Below are 16,467 nucleotides of genomic sequence, written 5' to 3'. Positions count from 1 at the left end.
AGATCAAGACATGACCGCTCTGCTCGAAATCAGGAACCTTCACGTCAGGATCGCAGAGGACGGGACCGAGATCCTCAAGGGGCTCGACCTGACGGTGAACGCCGGCGAGGTGCACGCGATCATGGGGCCGAATGGCTCCGGGAAGTCGACGCTGTCCTATGTGCTGGCCGGCAAGGAGGACTACGAGGTCACGGACGGCGAGATCCTCTACCGTGGCGAGGACCTTCTCGACATGGAGCCCGACGAGCGGGCAGCGGAGGGCGTGTTTCTCGCCTTTCAGTATCCGGTCGAAATTCCCGGCGTCGCCTTCATGACCTTCCTCAAGACGGCGCTCAACGCCCAGCGCAAGGCGCGCGGCGAGGGCGAACTGTCGACCCCGGAGTTCATGCGGCTGGTTCGCGAGAAATCGGCTGCGCTGAACATCTCCCAGGACATGCTGAAGCGCCCCGTCAATGTCGGCTTCTCGGGCGGCGAGAAGAAGCGCAGCGAGATCCTGCAGATGGCGCTGCTGCAGCCGCGGCTGTGCGTGCTCGACGAGACCGATTCGGGGCTCGACATCGATGCGCTGCGGGTGGTCTCCGAGGGCGTCAACGCGCTGCGCTCGCCGGAGAGGGCGATGATCGTCATCACCCATTACCAACGGCTGCTCGATCACATCGTGCCGGACATCGTGCACGTCATGTCCGACGGTCGGATCGTCAGGACGGGGGGCAAGGAGCTTGCGCTCGAGCTCGAGAAGTCCGGCTACGCCGCCTACACGACGGCAGCCTGAGACGGGCAGACAGGTGGCGAAAATGAACATCGGAGTTCGTAACGTCCAGACCCCGGCGGAGCTGGCGGCGGCCGAACAGTTCGAACGGCTGTGCGCCAGCCTGCCAGGCGGAGCGGCGGCCAGTGCCGCGCGGAGCGAAGCAATCGCCCGCTTCGCCGCCTCGGGCCTGCCCCACCGCCGTCTGGAGGACTGGAAGTACACCGATCTCAGGACACTGCTGCGCGAGCTGCCGGAGCCGGCGACGCCGTCACCCGCGCAGGTCGAACCGGAGGTACTCGGGGCGATCGACGCTTGGCGCATCGTGATCGTGGATGGCGGGGCGCCCGTGCTGCCGCAGGAGCTGGCGGCGGCCGGCGTGACGGTTCGGGCGCTGTCGGAATCGCTCGAGTCGCAGCCCGAGCTGGTCTCCGCATGGCCCGCCCATTCGCAGACGCCGATCCTCGATCTCAATACCGCCTTCGTCCGCTCCGGTCTCGTGCTCGATATTCCGGACGGGGTGATCCTCGACAGGCCGGTTCACCTGGCCTGCGTTGCCACTGTGCCGGCGCCGGCCGCGATCTACCTGCGCAACCGCATCAGGGTCGGCAAGGCCGCCTCGGCAATCGTTGTGGAGACCTACGAAGGACCGGACGCAATCGCCTATCTGGTCAACACCGCAAGCCGCCTCAGTGTCGCCGATGAGGGCAGGCTGGTGTGGGGCAAGGTCCAGGCCGACGGTGATGCTGCCGTCCATCTGGCGACTGCGGCGGCCGATGTCGGGGCCGGCGCGCGACTGGTTTGCGCGCCGTTCACGGTTGGCGCCGCCGTGTCGCGCAACCAGATTGCGGTAACCTTCGTCGGCGCCCAGGCATCGGCCGACATTGCCGGCGTTCAGCTGCTCGGCGGGCGTCAGCATGGCGACACGACTCTCTTCGTCGATCACGCACTGCCGGGATCGGCGAGCCGTGAGCTGTTCAAGACGGTACTGGACGGACGCGCGCGCGGCGTCTTCCAGGGCATGATCCTGGTCCGGCCGGTCGCCCAGAAGACGGATGGCCGCATGATGAGCCAGGCGCTGATGCTGTCCGACGACGCCGAGATGGACAACAAGCCGGAGCTCGAGATCTATGCCGATGATGTCCAGTGCGGCCATGGCGCTACGGCAGGCCGGATCGACGAGGATCTGCTGTTCTATCTGCGCGCCCGTGGCATTCCCGAGGTGCAGGCGAAGGCACTCCTGATCGAGGCGTTCGTATCCGAGGCGATCGACGTCATCGGTGATGACGCGATCTGCGCGGCCCTGTCGGAGATGGCTCATGCATGGGTCGCCGATCGCACGCCAGCCGGAGAGAGCTGAGATGACCGTCGCCGCAGATGTCGCGCCAGGGCGAACCCACTACGATGTCGATCGCATCCGCCGGGACTTTCCGATCCTCGCCCGCCAGGTCTACGGCAAGCCGCTCGTCTATCTCGACAATGCCGCGTCGGCACAGAAGCCGCGACAGGTGATCGAGGCGATCACCCGCGCCTATGAATCGGAATATGCGAACGTACACAGGGGATTGCATTACCTTTCGAATGTTGCGACCGAAAACTTCGAGCTGGCCCGCGAGAAGGTGCGACGCTTCCTGAATGGCGAAGCCGCGGACGAGATCGTGTTCACCCGCAATGCCACCGAGGCGATCAACCTTGTTGCCTCGTCCGTCGGGCAGGGGATCGGTGCAGGTGACGAGATCGTCCTGTCGATCATGGAGCATCACTCCAATATCGTGCCCTGGCATTTCCTGCGCGAGCGCAGGGGCGCCGTGCTCAAATGGGCACCGGTCGCGGATGACGGGTCATTCCTGCTCGAAGAGTTCGAGAAGCTTCTCACCGAACGCACCAGGATCGTCGCCATCACCCACATGTCGAACATGCTCGGCACCGTCGTGCCGGTAAAGGAGGTCGTGCGGATCGCGCATGAGCGCGGCATTCCGGTGCTGGTCGATGGCAGCCAGGCGGCGGTGCATCTGCCGGTCGATGTGCGCGATCTCGATTGCGACTTCTACGCCTTTACCGGCCACAAGGTGTATGGCCCGACCGGTGTTGGCGTCCTGTACGGCAAGCGCGCGGCGCTGGAGACGTTGCCGCCCTTCAATGGCGGCGGCGAGATGATCCGCGACGTCACGACCGACTGGGTGACCTATGGCGAGCCGCCACATCGGTTCGAGGCGGGGACGCCACCGATCGTTCAGGCGATCGGCCTTGGCGCCGCCTTGGACTACATGGAGACGATCGGCCGCGACGCGATCGCAGCGCATGAGGCGCGCCTCAGGGATTACGCCCACCAGCGGTTGGGGGAAATGAATTCGCTGCGGATCTTCGGTACTGCACCGGGAAAGGGCGCGATCGTCTCATTCGAATTGGCGGGAGCCCACGCCCACGACGTGTCGACCGTCATCGACCGCTACGGGGTTGCGGTGCGTGCGGGCACGCATTGCGTCCAGCCGCTGCTTGCCCGATTCGGCGTGACCTCGACCTGTCGCGCTTCGTTCGCCATGTATAATACATTCGAGGAGATCGACCGGTTGGCCGAGGCGCTCGGCAAGGCGCAGCAGATGTTCGCATGACGCTTCTGCCTGCCGGTCTCGGACGGTCATCCCGGAGGGGCGACAGGCCGATCCGGGTCCGGAAGGGCAGGACGACACATCCGATGCGCCCCGATCCCGACCTTGCGGCCTTGCCTGCAGACGGGATGGCGGCTGCGACTTGTGGCGAGAAAGGTTCGCAATGAGCGACATCACCGAAACGACCGCGATTCCGGCAGAACCCGGCTCCACCATTCCGCCCGCCGAACTCGAGCGGCTGACCGACGGCATCATCGGCGCATTGAAGACGGTGTACGATCCGGAGATTCCTGCCGACATCTACGAGCTAGGGCTGATCTACCGAATTGATGTGGATGATGACCGCAACGTGTCGATCGACATGACATTGACCGCGCCGGGTTGTCCGGTCGCCGGCGAGATGCCGGGCTGGGTGGAGAACGCCGTGAGCGCCGTTGACGGCGTCGGCGACGTCAAGGTGCGGATGGTGTTCGACCCGCCCTGGGATCCGAGCCGAATGTCGGAGGAGGCACGGGTCGCCCTCGACTTCTTCTGACCCTATATAGCGGCTGGACGAGCGATCAGGGGCGATACGGATGAACGTTGCTGTGCGACCGCGACCCAAGGTGATCACGCTGACCGAACGGGCGGCGGAGCGCGTCCGCGAGATCATGGCCAGTTCCGACCGGCCGTTGGCCGGCCTGCGCATCGGCGTGCGCAACGGTGGCTGTGCCGGCATGACCTATACGATGGAATATGCCGAAACGGTCGCTCCGAACGACGAGGTCGTCGAGGACAAGGGCGTTACCGTGCTGGTCGACCCCAAGGCGGTCCTGTTCCTGCTTGGTACGGAGATGGACTATCAGGTCGACAAGCTGTCGGCCCGATTCGTCTTCAACAATCCGAACCAGACGTCAGCCTGCGGCTGCGGCGAATCGGTGCTGCTGACGCCAGCGGTGCAGGGCAGCTGAGTCCGCCGCGACGACACCCTGCCGTACGTGTCTGGTTCATGTCGAAGACCCGTTCGCCGGCGTGGAGGACCTCCAGATCCGGCAGATGTTCGGCGGCGCCGACGTCAGGATTGATCGCATCTTGCCCGCGCTTGCCGTCGGTTCACTGATCGCCGTCCATGCCCGGACCTGATGGAACGACGATGACCGGCGAAAAGAGACTCTGAGGCGTAGCCCGGATCGTCAGGCAACCGCCGAACTTGTCGAGGGATCGAGTTCGGCTTCACTGGTGACGCGGTTGCGACCGTTATGCTTCGAAGCATAGAGGCAGGCGTCGGCCCTCTCGATCAAGGAGTCGCGCGATTCGAGCGGCCTCAGGGTCGCAACGCCGGCCGACATAGTGATGCGTCCGAGGCTCTCTCCAGTCGAGCGTTTGATCAGTTCCTTGGCCATGACGGCAGAACGGATCTGGTTTGCGACCGTGACGCCGGCCTCGAGTGAGGTGTTGGGCAGGATGATGCCGAATTCCTCGCCGCCGTAACGCGCGGCAAGATCGCGGCCCTTCACCGTGCTCTTGATTGCGGCTCCGACCAGCCGCAACACCTGGTCGCCGGTCTGATGGCCATAGGTATCATTGAACTTCTTGAAATGATCTATGTCGCACAGAACGAGCGACAGTGGCTCGCCGCGGCGTGCGGCAACGTCGATCGCGCGCTCCAGGCTCTGGTCGAAATGCTTGCGGTTGGCAAGCCCGGTCAGCTGATCGGTGAGGGATTCGTAGCGGATCGCCTCGAGGCTTTCCTGCAGTTCCGTGATCTGGACGCGGGACTCCTTAAGCTGTTTCTCCAGCGCGGAATTGTACCGCTCCATCGACACCGTGGCGGCAATGACCTTTTCCAGCGCGGTGCGGATCTGCTGTTTCGTGCCCGCAGAGCCAAGGATATCGGCGGCGCTCCGCAGCGATGCCCCGTAACTCTCGGCGTTCCCACCCGATTCCTCGAGCAGATTGATGATCTGGTCGAGTTCGCGCGAGACGCGGGTGCTGACTTCGCCGACCCGGTCACTCAACCGTACCGGGGAAAGAAACTCGTCGTAGAACCGTTGCGTGAGTTCCTCGGGAAGGTGACCGAGGCGCTTCAACGCCTCGTTGACCGCCTTGTTGAGTTCCCGGTTGAAGCCCGCCGCATAAACGTACCAGAGCTCGTAGTTCCGGGGGTAGGCAGGCGTGCGATTGCCTTTCAGGTAGGTGAGTGCTGCCTCACCGTAGGCGATCGATCGCTCGAACTCGTCCGTTCGGGTCACCTGTCAATTCCCCCCTGCGACCAACTCAGGCATCGACCAATTGATCCACCAGTCAGCAATAAGCCCGCTACCCTTAAATTCCGGTTAAGTCGTGCCGGCAAACTTCCCGAGCGGAACGAGTCTGTAAGTATCTGAAAATGTTTAGCTAATCTTCTCTATTGAGCTTGCGGACCGGCCGCAGGAGGAAGTCGGGGACGTGACCGCCGAGTCCGACGACCGGTTCATCCGGCTCCTCATCGGCTCGCGGTCGGCGTGCGGCTGATCGCTGCGACGGAGCCTTCCGCGACTCCACTGCACCAGTTGACGCCTCCTGGCCACGGCGATCGGAGCGGCCTTCGTGCTGCGCGCCGCGACCGCGTCCGGCACCCTTTCGGTTACGAGACGCGCGGCGCCCGCGACTGTCGCCGTCTTCGGCTACGTCCTCTGCGCCGAGGGCCGTATCGTCCGGTTCGGTGTCCCGTCTCGGTATCGGCCGTCCCAGCATCGCCTCGATGGCGGCCAGATGGCGTTTGTCCTCGGGCGTCACGATCGTCACCGCGTCGCCCTCGCGACCGGCCCGTCCGGTACGGCCGATTCGATGGACATAGTCCTCCGCATGCGTCGGCACGTCATAATTGAAGACGTGGCTGACGGCGGGGATGTCCAGGCCGCGCGCCGCAACGTCGCTTGCTACCAGCAGATTGATCTCGCCGGCGCGGAACTTCGCCAGCGTCGCCATTCGCTCGCGCTGGTCCAGGTCGCCATGCAGCGCGCCGGCATTGAAACCGTGCCGTTTCAGAGAGTTGTAAACGACGGAGACGTCGCGCTTGCGATTGCAGAAGATAATCGCCGTCGTCAGGTTCCGGGCACGGCGGATCTCGCCTCGCAACACTGCCCGCTTGTCCTTGGGAAAGGACGGAGCGCTGACCAGCACCTGTCGCACCGTCTCCGCGGCCGTAGCCTGGCGTGCAACCTGAACGTGCACAGGGTTGTGCAGGAACTGCCCCGTCAGCTTCTCGATCTCCGGCGGCATCGTCGCCGAGAAGAACAGTGTCTGCCGGGTGAAGGGCACCAGCTTGCAGATGCGCTCGATATCGGGAATGAACCCCATGTCGAGCATCCGGTCGGCTTCGTCGATGACCAGGATCTCGACACCGGTGAGAAGCAGCTTGCCCCGCTCGACATGATCCAGCAGACGTCCCGGGGTGGCGATCAGAACATCCGCGCCACGATCGAGCTTCTTGTCCTGTTCGGCGAAGGATACACCGCCGATCAGCAGCGCGACGGTCAGCTTGTGGTTCTGGCCGTAGATCGCGAAGTTCTGCTCGACCTGGGCGGCAAGCTCGCGAGTCGGCTCGAGGATGAGCGTGCGCGGCATCCGTGCGCGGGCGCGGCCCTTCTCGAGCAGGGACAGCATCGGCAGGACGAAGCTGGCCGTCTTGCCCGTTCCGGTCTGTGCAATCCCGACGATATCCTTGCGGGCAAGCACATGGGGAATCGCCTGCGCCTGGATTGGCGTCGGCGACTTGTAGCCGGCGGCTTCGACGGCCGCGAGCACCTTCGCGCTGAGCCCAAGCTCCGCGAACGTCATCTATCAGCCACCATTGCGCGCGTGGCAGTCCGCCAAACGTACGGGGATGTCAAGGAGTCTCGATCCGTTCTGAGTTTGCGCGGAACATAACGGGTACCCGTCACTTGTCAACGCCGCGAATCGGCGCAGGAGCCGCATCGGACGAATTTCACGTGGCAGGTCAGTTCGAGGCCGGGGTCGCGACGTAACTCCCGGGTCCCTCGAGGAACACGGTGATGCCGCCGATCGTTGCGGTGGCGAGATCCACGGTGTCCAGATGCAGTGTCGTGCCCTCGGACTCGGTCTCTGCCTGGAATCCGGTCAGTTCGTGCTCGGTCTCTGTCAGTTCGGTGATCTCGGTCGTCGCAACGATGGTTTCGCCGGACGATTCTCCGGCGGAGTCTATCCACTGCACGATCAGTCGGGCGGCGCGCGACCCCGGCGCGGCCCGTGCCACGATGAACCGATGATATCCGGAAGTACCGTCCTCGCCGTCCCAGCGTCCGCCGATCCGCAGATGCACGATCTCGACGGGCAGGGCCTGCGCTGCCGCGACGACGGGATCGGCCTGAAGGGAGACGGGTGCCGTCACTGCGGCAAGGAACGCGAAAACCGCGAGACGTCCGGAGCGCATGGGCCTTGATCTCGTCCGTCGGCATCCGGCGGCTCGCGCCGCCGGCAACCTTGTGCCACAGTCGATCATGCGGGCCCGTGCGTCAATTGTCGCTGGTTTCGCGGGAGATGGAGAATGGAGCGGACGATCGTCTTCGTGCCGGGCCTGCTGTGCACGGGCGAGCTGTATGCGCCGCAGATCGCGGCACTTGAGGCTTCGAGGAGATGCCTGGTTGCAGATCATCGCCAGCAGCTGTCGATCGGTGCGATCGCTGACGACATACTGGCGTCCGTTCCGGGCCGTTTCGATCTCGTTGGCCTGTCGATGGGTGGTTACATCGCGTTCGAAATGGCGGCGCGTGCGCCGGAACGCATCCGTCGGCTGGTGCTGATGGATACCTCGGCGCGCCCCGACCGTCCCGACCAGACGGCCTTGCGTCCCGAGCTGATCGCGCTGGCCGAGGTCGAGGGCCTCGGACCCGTCGTCGATCGGTTGCTGCCGGCTTTCCTGGCCGAACGCCGCCTCGGCGATCGCGAACTCGTCGGAATCATCCGACGGATGGCCGCCGACACCGGCGTCGAGGCCTTCCGACGGCAGCAAACGGCGATCATGAATCGCAAGGACGCGCGGCCCGAACTGGCTGCGATCACCTGCCCGACGCTCGTGATGGTCGGCGAGCACGACCGATTGACGCCTCCCGAAATTGCGCGGGAGATTGCCGAGGGCATCGGCTCGGCAGTGTTGCGCACGATTCCCCGCGCGGGCCATTTGGCGACGCTGGAAGAACCGGAGGTCGTCAACGCGCTCTTGGCAGATTTCCTGATCGACTAGCGACAGCCGCGCGGTCAGGTCAGATGTCGAGATCCTCGGCGAACGCGGCGTTCTCCTGGATGAAGCGGAAACGGGCGTCGGGGTTGTTCCCCATCAGGCGCGACACCGCGTCCGCCGTGCCGTCCCGATCCTGCGCGATCTCGACGCGCAGCAGGGTGCGCCGTTTCGGATCCATCGTGGTCTCGCGCAGCTGGCCCGGCAGCATCTCCCCCAGACCCTTGAACCGGCTGATCTCCACCTTGCCACGCCCGTTGAAGACGGTGCGCAGCAATTCGTCCTTGTGCGCGTCGTCCCGGGCATAGCGAGTCTTGCCGCCCTGGCTCAGCCGATAAAGCGGGGGAACCGCCAGATACAGGTGGCCGTCATCGATCAGCTGCGGCATCTGCCGATAGAAGAAGGTCATCAGCAGCGAGGCGATGTGCGCGCCGTCGACGTCGGCGTCGGTCATGATGATGACCTTGTCGTAGCGCAGATCCTCGCTGTTGTACTGCTTGCCCGTCCCGCAGCCGAGCGCCTGGACGAGATCGGCAAGTTGCTGGTTCTGGGCAAGCTTCCCGGAGGCGGCGCTCTCGACATTGAGGATCTTGCCGCGCAGCGGCAGCACCGCCTGTGTCTGCCGGTCGCGCGCCTGCTTCGCCGATCCGCCGGCCGAGTCGCCCTCGACGATGAAGATCTCGGACCCTGCCGCCGCCGTCGCCGCGCAATCGGCGAGCTTTCCGGGCAGGCGCAGCTTGCGGACGGCGGTCTTGCGTCCGACCTCCTTCTCCTGGCGCCGCCGCATGCGCTCCTCGGCGCGCTCGATCACCCAGTCGAGCAGCCTCGTCGCCTGTTGCGGGCTCGCCGCCAGCCAGTGGTCGAACTCGTCGCGCAGCGCCTGCTCGACGATCCGCGTCGCCTCTGCGGTGGCCAGCTTGTCCTTGGTCTGGCCCTGGAACTCCGGTTCACGGATGAACACCGACAGCATTGCCGCGCACGACGTCATCACGTCTTCGGCGGTGAAGATCTGCGCCCGCTTGCGACCCGTCAGTTCCGCATGGGATCGGAGACCCCTCAGCAAGGCGGAGCGCAGTCCGGCCTCATGCGTGCCGCCCTCGGGCGTCGGGATGGTGTTGCAGTAGGACGAGACGAATCCGTCGCGCCCCGCACACCAGGCGACGGCCCATTCGACGCCGCCATGGCCGCCCTCCTTCTGCACCCGGCCCGCAAAGATGTCGCCCGCGACCAGTGTCTCGCCCGCGATCTCGGCGGCCAGGAAATCCTTGAGACCGCCGGGGAAGTGGAAGGTTTCCCGCGCCGGGACGGACCCGTCCTCGGGCAGCAGTTCGGGCGCGCAACTCCAGCGGATCTCGACGCCGCGGAACAGATACGCCTTGGAGCGCGTCATCCGGAACAGCCGGGCAGGACGGAACTGCGCTGCCTTGCCGAAGATCTGCGGATCCGGCCGGAAGCGCACCTTGGTGCCGCGCCGGTTCATCGTCTCGCCGAGCGATTCGACCGGCCCGAGCGGTATGCCCCGCTCGTAGACCTGCCGGTAGAGCTGGCGTCCGCGCGCGACCTCCACCTCGAGGCGCTCCGACAGCGCGTTGACGACCGATACACCCACGCCGTGCAGGCCGCCAGACGTGTCGTAGACCTTGGAGTCGAACTTTCCGCCGGCGTGCAGGGTGGTGAGGATGACCTCCAGTGCTGACTTGTCCCTGAACTTTGGGTGCGGATCGACAGGAATGCCGCGGCCGTTATCGGTGACAGTGAGGAAGCCGTCGCGCTCCAGGGTCACGTCGATCCATGTGGCATGGCCGGCCACCGCTTCGTCCATGGAATTGTCGATCACCTCGGCGAACAGATGGTGCAGGGCCTTCTCGTCGGTGCCGCCGATATACATGCCGGGGCGTCGCCGTACCGGCTCGAGCCCCTCCAGCACTTCGATGTCCGCCGCCGTATAGGCATCTTCCGCGCCATGTGCGACGACCCGAGGGGCGGGGCGTTCGGCGGCCCGGGGCTTCGGCGCTGCCGCCTCGACCTTCGGAGCGTCGTCATCGAACAGCGTGAACAGGTCCTGCGATTTCGCCATGGGCCTTCCGGATGCGCAAATACGGGAACAGCGGCCGACGCTGTAACGAATCAGGAGCGATTGTGCCACTTCGCGTCCGCCGACACGAATGGCCTATCGCGAGGCCAACTGGGCGGCCGACGGTCTCGTACGGCGCAAGACCATTCCTGGAAGATGAATACCACCTGAATGCGGGGTTCAGGCCCGGTTCCATCTGGGGTCGCTAGAACCGTCACCGTCAACAGCGCGGAACGATCCGCGAGAGCAGGAGACGGAAAAATGACCCGCACGTTCATCCTCACCAGCGCCATCGCCGCGATCATTGGTTTCGCCGCGGTTCCCGCCATGGCCAACAGCGTCAACATCCATCAGTCCGGCGGCTGGAATGCCGCGGGGGGCGCCCAGACCGGCTGGAACAACCAGATCGGCGTGCACCAGACCGGCGTGTTCAACTCGGCGGTTGCCAACCAGCGCGGTCGCAACAATGTCAGCGCCATCGGCCAGACCGGCGTCAACAACTTCGCCGACACCTGGCAGCGCGGTCGCGGCAACGCGGCTGGCGTCGGCCAGTTCGGGGCCAATCACACTGCCATCATCACCCAGGACGGGAACCGCAACGTCGCCGCCGGCGTGCAGGTCGGCAATGGCTGCTCGGCCGACGTGGTTCAGGCCGGTCGCGACAACGTCGCCGCCTTCGTCCAGACCTGCCCGTGATCTGTCGGGGGCAGACAAGGGGTTGAACCGGGGGGAGCACGGCTTCCCCCAACACCCGTCACAGGCGAGCCCGGTCTCGTCGCACGAGCAAGGAGATCGACATGTCCACGTTCCGCATCCTCACCCTGATGGCTGTGCTGCCAGCCGCACTTGGTATCGGAATGGCCGGAGCCGCCCTCGGCACCGACCCCGCCGCGGCGACCAGCCAGCCGCTCAGCTGCGAGATTCGCGAGACGTCGATCAACGGCATGGTGGCGCTTGAGGCAATCGTGCGCGCCGATGCCCCGGTCAGCGGCTCGTACAGCTTCAAGGTGGTCAGCACCGGCGGCGGCGGTCGCTCGAACATCAGCCAGGGAGGAGAATTCCAGGTCGGGCCGGGCGTGCCCGCCACCCTCGGCACTGTCACGCTCGGCCAGCGTGGCGTCACTTTCAACGCACAGCTCGAGGTGACGTCCGACGGCAAGCGCATTTCCTGCAGCGAACGCATCTCGCTGTAGGAAGGTGGCTGCCCCCTCGGCCCCCGGCGGACGGGCTCCGGGCAACCGGAGCCTGTCCGTCCTCGGAGCGGAGACGGACTCCCGCCTCGTCGGATGAACGCAGTCTGAACGCCGGGTTCCGCTCGGGTTCAGGGCAGGGAAGGCACACTCCCATCATCGGTGCCCCGGTGGGCCGACCAGAAACAGGAGACCTCGGATGATTTCCATGATTCGCACCACGGCTACCGCCGCCGTTCTGGCAGTCGGGTTCGCGACCGTCTCGCCGGTCGGCCTGGCCTCAGCGCAGACGACCAAGATCGTCAGCGGCAACCAGGTGACCATTCATTTCGTCCCGGAGGACCAGCTCCAGCGCGACGTCCTTACCGGCGGCCTGAAGATGTTCGGTCAGGCCAACGGGCTGGGCAACGGCGCCGGCATCGTCCAGAAGGGCTCCGGGAATGTCGCCGGCATGGTCCAGACCGGTCGGGGCAACCACGGCATCATCTATCAGCAGGGCAGCGGCCACACCGGCACCCTTCGGCAGCACGGCGATGGCAACAGCTATGGTCTGCTGCAATACGGCCATGGCACCACCGGTCATGTTGGTCAGGCCGGCACTGGCCAGGCGGGTGTCACCGTCCAGTACGGCTGGAGGTGACTCCGTTCCCGGACGACGGCAATCGCGACAGCCGGGGCGACCGCAGCCCGCCCCGGCTCAACCTATGCGAAACGGGCGATTAGCCAGGCGATGATCGCCACCGCGCCGGCCCCTGCGATCATCAGCGCGGGAAAGACGATCAGCGCCAGTCCGTCCTGCGCGTCGGGGGTAGGGTTCCACCAGAACACTGCCCCGAAGGCCCAGATCCAGAACGCTGACAGGGCTGCCAGTCCGAGACCGCACACGATCCGCGCGACATCAGAGTCTACCTGGCGCGACAGCGCTGCCAGCAGTGCGTAAGGCGCCGCGGTTGCGGCGATGATGAAGCCCGCAAAGGTGATGGCGAAGATGTCGACAGCGTTGAGTTCCAGCAGGATGCTGCCGGTCACCGCCACCATGCCGGCGCCCGCGAGGATCAGGTTGAAGCTGTGAAGCACTGCATGTCAGCCTTTCCGCCGATGGTCTAGGTGGCCAGGTGCCGGCGGGCGATCCAGTCGCCCAGTCCGGCAGCCAGGAGCAGAGCGATGCCCAGCCCCGCCATCATCATCGGAATGAGGATGAGCGTCAGGCCGTTCTGGCCGTCGGGAGCTGCGTTCCACCAGGCCAGGCCGCCGAACGCCCAGACCCAGAACAGCCTGAGCGCCGTCAGTCCGGTCAGGCAGATGAAGCGGCCGGTTGCGGTGCGCGAGAAATGGTGCGCTCCGACCAGCGCGAGATAGGGCGCCGATGCGATCGCAATGATGAGCCCGTTGCGCGCGAGCCCCGCCCCGCCAGCCTCGCCCAAGCCGAAAGTCAGGCTCCCCGCGACGAGGGCGATCCCTGCAACCGCGAGCACGACACCGAACCAGTCGCGCATCCCGTCCCCCCGCCGATCGTCCAACAGGCAAAGCATACAACGGTCATCGATTCGATGTTCAGTCCACGCGCCGCACCGGTCGGCGCGGCCTGCGCGACCGCCGGCCGATCAGGCGACGCGGCCGCCGGCAGCCTGTGCCGGGTTCGCACCCATAAGGGCGAGCGGGCTCGCTGAGGCTGCAATCGCGGCAACGCCGGGCGCGCCATGCACGATGTCGCGCCTGTCGTAGCGAGCGGCGATCACGTCGCCACGCGTCACCTTGGTCGAGACGGTGCGACCGATGTCGTCCGACGCCTGCAGATCGTGGAACCGCCGAGTGTTGGGCGATGTGCCCATCATATCGTCTCCAAGGATCCGGCGAGGGCTATGCCCAGAACCCGGACCGAGACGACTGTCATTGCCCTGTCACGATACCCCGGTGACATATCGGTGCGGCCATATGTCAACCGATCTTGCAGCGCTGCGGGCTGGCGCTACAGCAGAACGGCTCCGCGTATCGCTCGCGGAGCCGTCAGGGCATCTCGCCGATCACATCTGTGGCGCAGTCATGCCAGAAAAAGTCCGGTTTCCCGGAATTCCGTTCGCTCCTCGCGCGAGAGAGCGATCACCTTTCGAGTGAACAACGTCGCTCGCGGAAACGATGATGCGAAGTATTCGATTGTCGGAGTTCTGCCGCCGCCAGGAGTAGCGCAACTACGCATCCCGCGACGGCGGAAATCGGGTCGGTGGAGTCATTGTCCTAGACCTCCTTTCCTTGAACTGATCGGGATTGTGCGGCTGATCTGCCCGCCTGTCAACGCCTGTTTGCCGACTACAGTCTGCCGAGGACTGAATGGCGGAGAATGACCGCCAGAGAAAGGCGGGGCCGCGCAGCGGCGGCCCCGGAGGGATGTTGTACGTTCGGCCGAAGTGACGCGAGCGCCGCCGTACCGTGTGGGCGGGGGCCAGCGCGGCACGGATTGTCGCAGGCGGCGGATGATGGGACGGGCGACATGAAATCGACGCTCATCCTCGACCGCTGACGACGCTACAGCCTTCGCTTGACAGCCCGATGACATCAACGGGGCCACCCTGGCGAAGAGGCGCCAGGGCGGCGATGCGCCCTGGCTTCGGCAGTCTGGACGTCGAACGGTCGGACCGGACGATCAGACGCTGTAATAGAGGTCGTATTCCACGGGATGCGGCGTCATCTCGAAGCGCATCACCTCGTCCATCTTGAGCTCGATGTAAGCATCGATCTGGTCGTCGGAGAATACGCCGCCAGCCTTCAGATAGTCGCGGTCGGCGTCGAGAGAGGCGAGCGCCTCGCGCAGCGAGCCGCAGACGGTCGGGATTTCCTTGAGTTCCTCCGGCGGCAGATCATAGAGGTTCTTGTCCATCGCGTCGCCGGGGTGGATCTTGTTGCGGATGCCGTCGAGGCCTGCCATCAGCATGGCTGCGAAACCGAGATAGGGGTTCGCGCCCGGATCCGGGAAGCGCACCTCGACGCGCTTTGCCTTCGGCGAGGACGCGATCGGGATGCGGCACGACGCCGAGCGGTTGCGCGCCGAGTAGGCGAGCAGCACCGGCGCCTCGTATCCTGGCACCAGCCGCTTGTAGGAGTTGGTCAGCGGATTGGTGAAGGCGTTGATCGACTTCGCGTGCTTGAGGATGCCGCCGATGTAGTAGAGGCATTCGTCCGACAGACCGGCATACTTGTTGCCGGCGAAGACCGGCTTGCCGGCCTTCCAGATCGACTGGTGGACGTGCATTCCCGAGCCGTTGTCGCCGAAGATCGGCTTCGGCATGAACGTGGCGGTCTTGCCGTAGGCGTTGGCGACCTGGTGCACGACGTACTTGTAGATCTGCATCTTGTCGGCGTTGCGGGTCAGCGTGTCGAACTTGATGCCGAGTTCGTGCTGGGCCGCGCCCACCTCGTGATGGTGCTTCTCGACGGCCACGCCCATGCCTGCCATCACCGACAGCATCTCGGACCGCATGTCCTGGGCCGAGTCGACCGGCGGGACAGGGAAATAGCCACCCTTTGTGCGCGGCCGATGACCGAGATTGCCGGTCTCGTACTCCGTGCCGGTGTTCGAGGGCAGTTCGCCGGAATCGATGACGAAGCCGGTGTTGAACGGATCGGACGTGAAGCGGACGTCATCGAAGACGAAGAACTCCGCCTCGGGGCCGAAGTAGCACGTGTCGCCGATCTTGGTCTGCTTCAGGTAGGCCTCCGCCTTCTTGGCGATCGAGCGCGGATCACGTTCGTAGGCCTCGCCCGTTGACGGCTCGAGGACGTCGCAGAACAGGACCAGCGTGCTCGCGGCGAAGAACGGATCCATGTGCGCCGTCTCGGGATCGGGCATCAACGTCATGTCCGACTCGTTGATCGCCTTCCATCCGGCGATCGAGGAGCCGTCGAACATCACGCCTTCGGCGAACATGTCCTCGTCGACCGCGGCGACGTCCATGGTGACATGCTGCAGTTTGCCGCGCGGATCGGTGAACCGCAGGTCGACGAACTTGACGTCGTTCTCCTTGATCGTCTTGAGAACGGTCTTTGCTTCGGCCATTTAATTACCTCGTTGCGTTTTATGCTGAATTTCCGGTCCGATGAAGGGTCCGCAGGACCCTGCGCCGCCCATCAGATGGCGTCTGTACCGCGCTCGCCGGTGCGGATGCGGATCGCGTCCTCGATCTGCGAGATGAAGATCTTGCCGTCGCCGATCCGACCCGTTTGTGCAGCCTTCTGGATCGCCTCGACGGCCTTGTCCACCTGCTCGTCGCCGAGCACGACTTCGACCTTCACCTTGGGAAGAAAGTCAACGACATATTCGGCGCCACGATAGAGTTCCGTATGACCCTTCTGGCGGCCGAAACCCTTGGCCTCGGTCACGGTGATCCCCTGCAGGCCGACCTCCTGGAGGGCCTCCTTTACCTCGTCGAGCTTGAACGGCTTGATGATGGCCTCGATTTTCTTCATCTGGACGTGACTCCTCGCGTGGGGCACCCGATCGGTAGGCGGCCCAGCAACCCATTAGCACAGCATGTGCCAATCTCGCCCCGTCGCGAAACTGGCGTCAAAACAAGGGATTGAACGCACATGCCCGAATTGAGTGCAGTGCGCCGCACGCATCGTAGACTGTTTCG

At 65.0% G+C, this 16,467-nt stretch carries 18 protein-coding genes; 9 read left to right on the top strand and 9 right to left on the bottom strand.

Annotated elements, in window-relative coordinates:
* The first annotated feature begins 19 nt into the window (after window positions 1-19).
* The 5 genes from sufC to EDC22_RS07755 all read left to right on the top strand — a co-directional run bounded on the left by sufC (window position 20) and on the right by EDC22_RS07755 (window position 4,307).
* Window positions 20-772, top strand: a complete 753-nt coding sequence (sufC, locus tag EDC22_RS07775; RefSeq protein ID WP_132806344.1) for a Fe-S cluster assembly ATPase SufC — start codon at window positions 20-22, stop codon at window positions 770-772.
* Window positions 773-794: 22 nt separating this feature from the next.
* Window positions 795-2,108 (top strand): Fe-S cluster assembly protein SufD, encoded by a 1,314-nt coding sequence (sufD, locus tag EDC22_RS07770; protein WP_132806076.1) that lies wholly within the window; start codon window positions 795-797, stop codon window positions 2,106-2,108.
* A gap of 1 nt (window position 2,109) precedes the next feature.
* Window positions 2,110-3,360: a cysteine desulfurase gene (locus EDC22_RS07765; protein WP_132806075.1), complete on the top strand. Its 1,251-nt coding sequence runs from the start codon at window positions 2,110-2,112 to the stop codon at window positions 3,358-3,360.
* Window positions 3,361-3,520: 160 nt separating this feature from the next.
* Complete coding sequence (locus EDC22_RS07760; RefSeq protein WP_132806074.1) at window positions 3,521-3,892, top strand: SUF system Fe-S cluster assembly protein; 372 nt, start codon at window positions 3,521-3,523, stop codon at window positions 3,890-3,892.
* A gap of 40 nt (window positions 3,893-3,932) precedes the next feature.
* Window positions 3,933-4,307, top strand: coding sequence for a HesB/IscA family protein (locus EDC22_RS07755; RefSeq protein ID WP_132806073.1), 375 nt, complete (start codon window positions 3,933-3,935; stop codon window positions 4,305-4,307).
* Window positions 4,308-4,529: 222 nt separating this feature from the next.
* Here the strand turns inward: EDC22_RS07755 and EDC22_RS07750 are convergent, their stop codons facing one another.
* The 3 genes from EDC22_RS07750 to EDC22_RS07740 all read right to left on the bottom strand — a co-directional run bounded on the left by EDC22_RS07750 (window position 4,530) and on the right by EDC22_RS07740 (window position 7,771).
* Window positions 4,530-5,588, bottom strand: coding sequence for a GGDEF domain-containing protein (locus EDC22_RS07750; protein ID WP_132806072.1), 1,059 nt, complete (start codon window positions 5,586-5,588; stop codon window positions 4,530-4,532).
* A gap of 145 nt (window positions 5,589-5,733) precedes the next feature.
* Window positions 5,734-7,158 carry a DEAD/DEAH box helicase gene (locus EDC22_RS07745; RefSeq protein WP_132806071.1) on the bottom strand — a complete coding sequence of 475 codons (1,425 nt, stop codon included), beginning with the start codon at window positions 7,156-7,158 and terminating at the stop codon, window positions 5,734-5,736.
* A 160-nt stretch (window positions 7,159-7,318) separates the two neighbouring features.
* A complete protein-coding gene (locus EDC22_RS07740; protein ID WP_132806070.1) occupies window positions 7,319-7,771 on the bottom strand; it encodes a hypothetical protein in 453 nt (150 codons plus the stop codon).
* 114 nt (window positions 7,772-7,885) lie between these two features.
* Between EDC22_RS07740 and EDC22_RS07735 the strand changes: the two genes are divergently transcribed.
* Window positions 7,886-8,581 carry an alpha/beta fold hydrolase gene (locus tag EDC22_RS07735; RefSeq protein ID WP_132806069.1) on the top strand — a complete coding sequence of 232 codons (696 nt, stop codon included), beginning with the start codon at window positions 7,886-7,888 and terminating at the stop codon, window positions 8,579-8,581.
* 19 nt (window positions 8,582-8,600) lie between these two features.
* On the opposite strand, the gene parE is transcribed toward EDC22_RS07735, so the two are convergent.
* Entirely contained in the window at window positions 8,601-10,652 is a 2,052-nt protein-coding gene (gene parE / locus EDC22_RS07730; RefSeq protein WP_132806068.1) for a DNA topoisomerase IV subunit B, read from the bottom strand.
* A 258-nt stretch (window positions 10,653-10,910) separates the two neighbouring features.
* Here parE and EDC22_RS07725 point away from each other — a divergent pair, with 258 nt between their 5' ends.
* The 3 genes from EDC22_RS07725 to EDC22_RS07715 all read left to right on the top strand — a co-directional run bounded on the left by EDC22_RS07725 (window position 10,911) and on the right by EDC22_RS07715 (window position 12,479).
* Window positions 10,911-11,345 carry a curlin gene (locus EDC22_RS07725; protein WP_132806067.1) on the top strand — a complete coding sequence of 145 codons (435 nt, stop codon included), beginning with the start codon at window positions 10,911-10,913 and terminating at the stop codon, window positions 11,343-11,345.
* Between the two features lie 101 nt (window positions 11,346-11,446).
* The gene (csgH, locus tag EDC22_RS07720; protein ID WP_132806066.1) at window positions 11,447-11,842 is read left to right on the top strand and encodes a curli-like amyloid fiber formation chaperone CsgH; all 396 of its coding nucleotides are present in this window, start codon (window positions 11,447-11,449) and stop codon (window positions 11,840-11,842) included.
* 196 nt (window positions 11,843-12,038) lie between these two features.
* Window positions 12,039-12,479 (top strand): curlin, encoded by a 441-nt coding sequence (locus EDC22_RS07715; protein WP_245499677.1) that lies wholly within the window; start codon window positions 12,039-12,041, stop codon window positions 12,477-12,479.
* 62 nt (window positions 12,480-12,541) lie between these two features.
* Here EDC22_RS07715 and EDC22_RS07710 read toward each other — a convergent pair whose 3' ends face one another.
* From EDC22_RS07710 to EDC22_RS07690, 5 genes are all read right to left on the bottom strand, one after another.
* A complete protein-coding gene (locus tag EDC22_RS07710) occupies window positions 12,542-12,916 on the bottom strand; it encodes a hypothetical protein (RefSeq protein WP_132806065.1) in 375 nt (124 codons plus the stop codon).
* Between the two features lie 26 nt (window positions 12,917-12,942).
* On the bottom strand, window positions 12,943-13,335 hold the full coding sequence (locus tag EDC22_RS07705; RefSeq protein WP_132806064.1) for a hypothetical protein: 393 nt from the start codon (window positions 13,333-13,335) through the stop codon (window positions 12,943-12,945).
* A 108-nt stretch (window positions 13,336-13,443) separates the two neighbouring features.
* Window positions 13,444-13,671: a hypothetical protein gene (locus EDC22_RS07700; RefSeq protein ID WP_132806063.1), complete on the bottom strand. Its 228-nt coding sequence runs from the start codon at window positions 13,669-13,671 to the stop codon at window positions 13,444-13,446.
* An 809-nt stretch (window positions 13,672-14,480) separates the two neighbouring features.
* A complete protein-coding gene (glnA, locus tag EDC22_RS07695) occupies window positions 14,481-15,890 on the bottom strand; it encodes a type I glutamate--ammonia ligase (RefSeq protein ID WP_132806062.1) in 1,410 nt (469 codons plus the stop codon).
* A 71-nt stretch (window positions 15,891-15,961) separates the two neighbouring features.
* On the bottom strand, window positions 15,962-16,300 hold the full coding sequence (locus EDC22_RS07690; RefSeq protein ID WP_132806061.1) for a P-II family nitrogen regulator: 339 nt from the start codon (window positions 16,298-16,300) through the stop codon (window positions 15,962-15,964).
* Window positions 16,301-16,467: the final 167 nt, after the last annotated feature.

This window comes from Tepidamorphus gemmatus, from assembly GCF_004346195.1.
In the GTDB taxonomy this organism is placed as follows: Bacteria; Pseudomonadota; Alphaproteobacteria; order Rhizobiales; family Tepidamorphaceae; genus Tepidamorphus; species Tepidamorphus gemmatus.
This window is presented reverse-complemented; position numbering and strand designations above follow the sequence as displayed.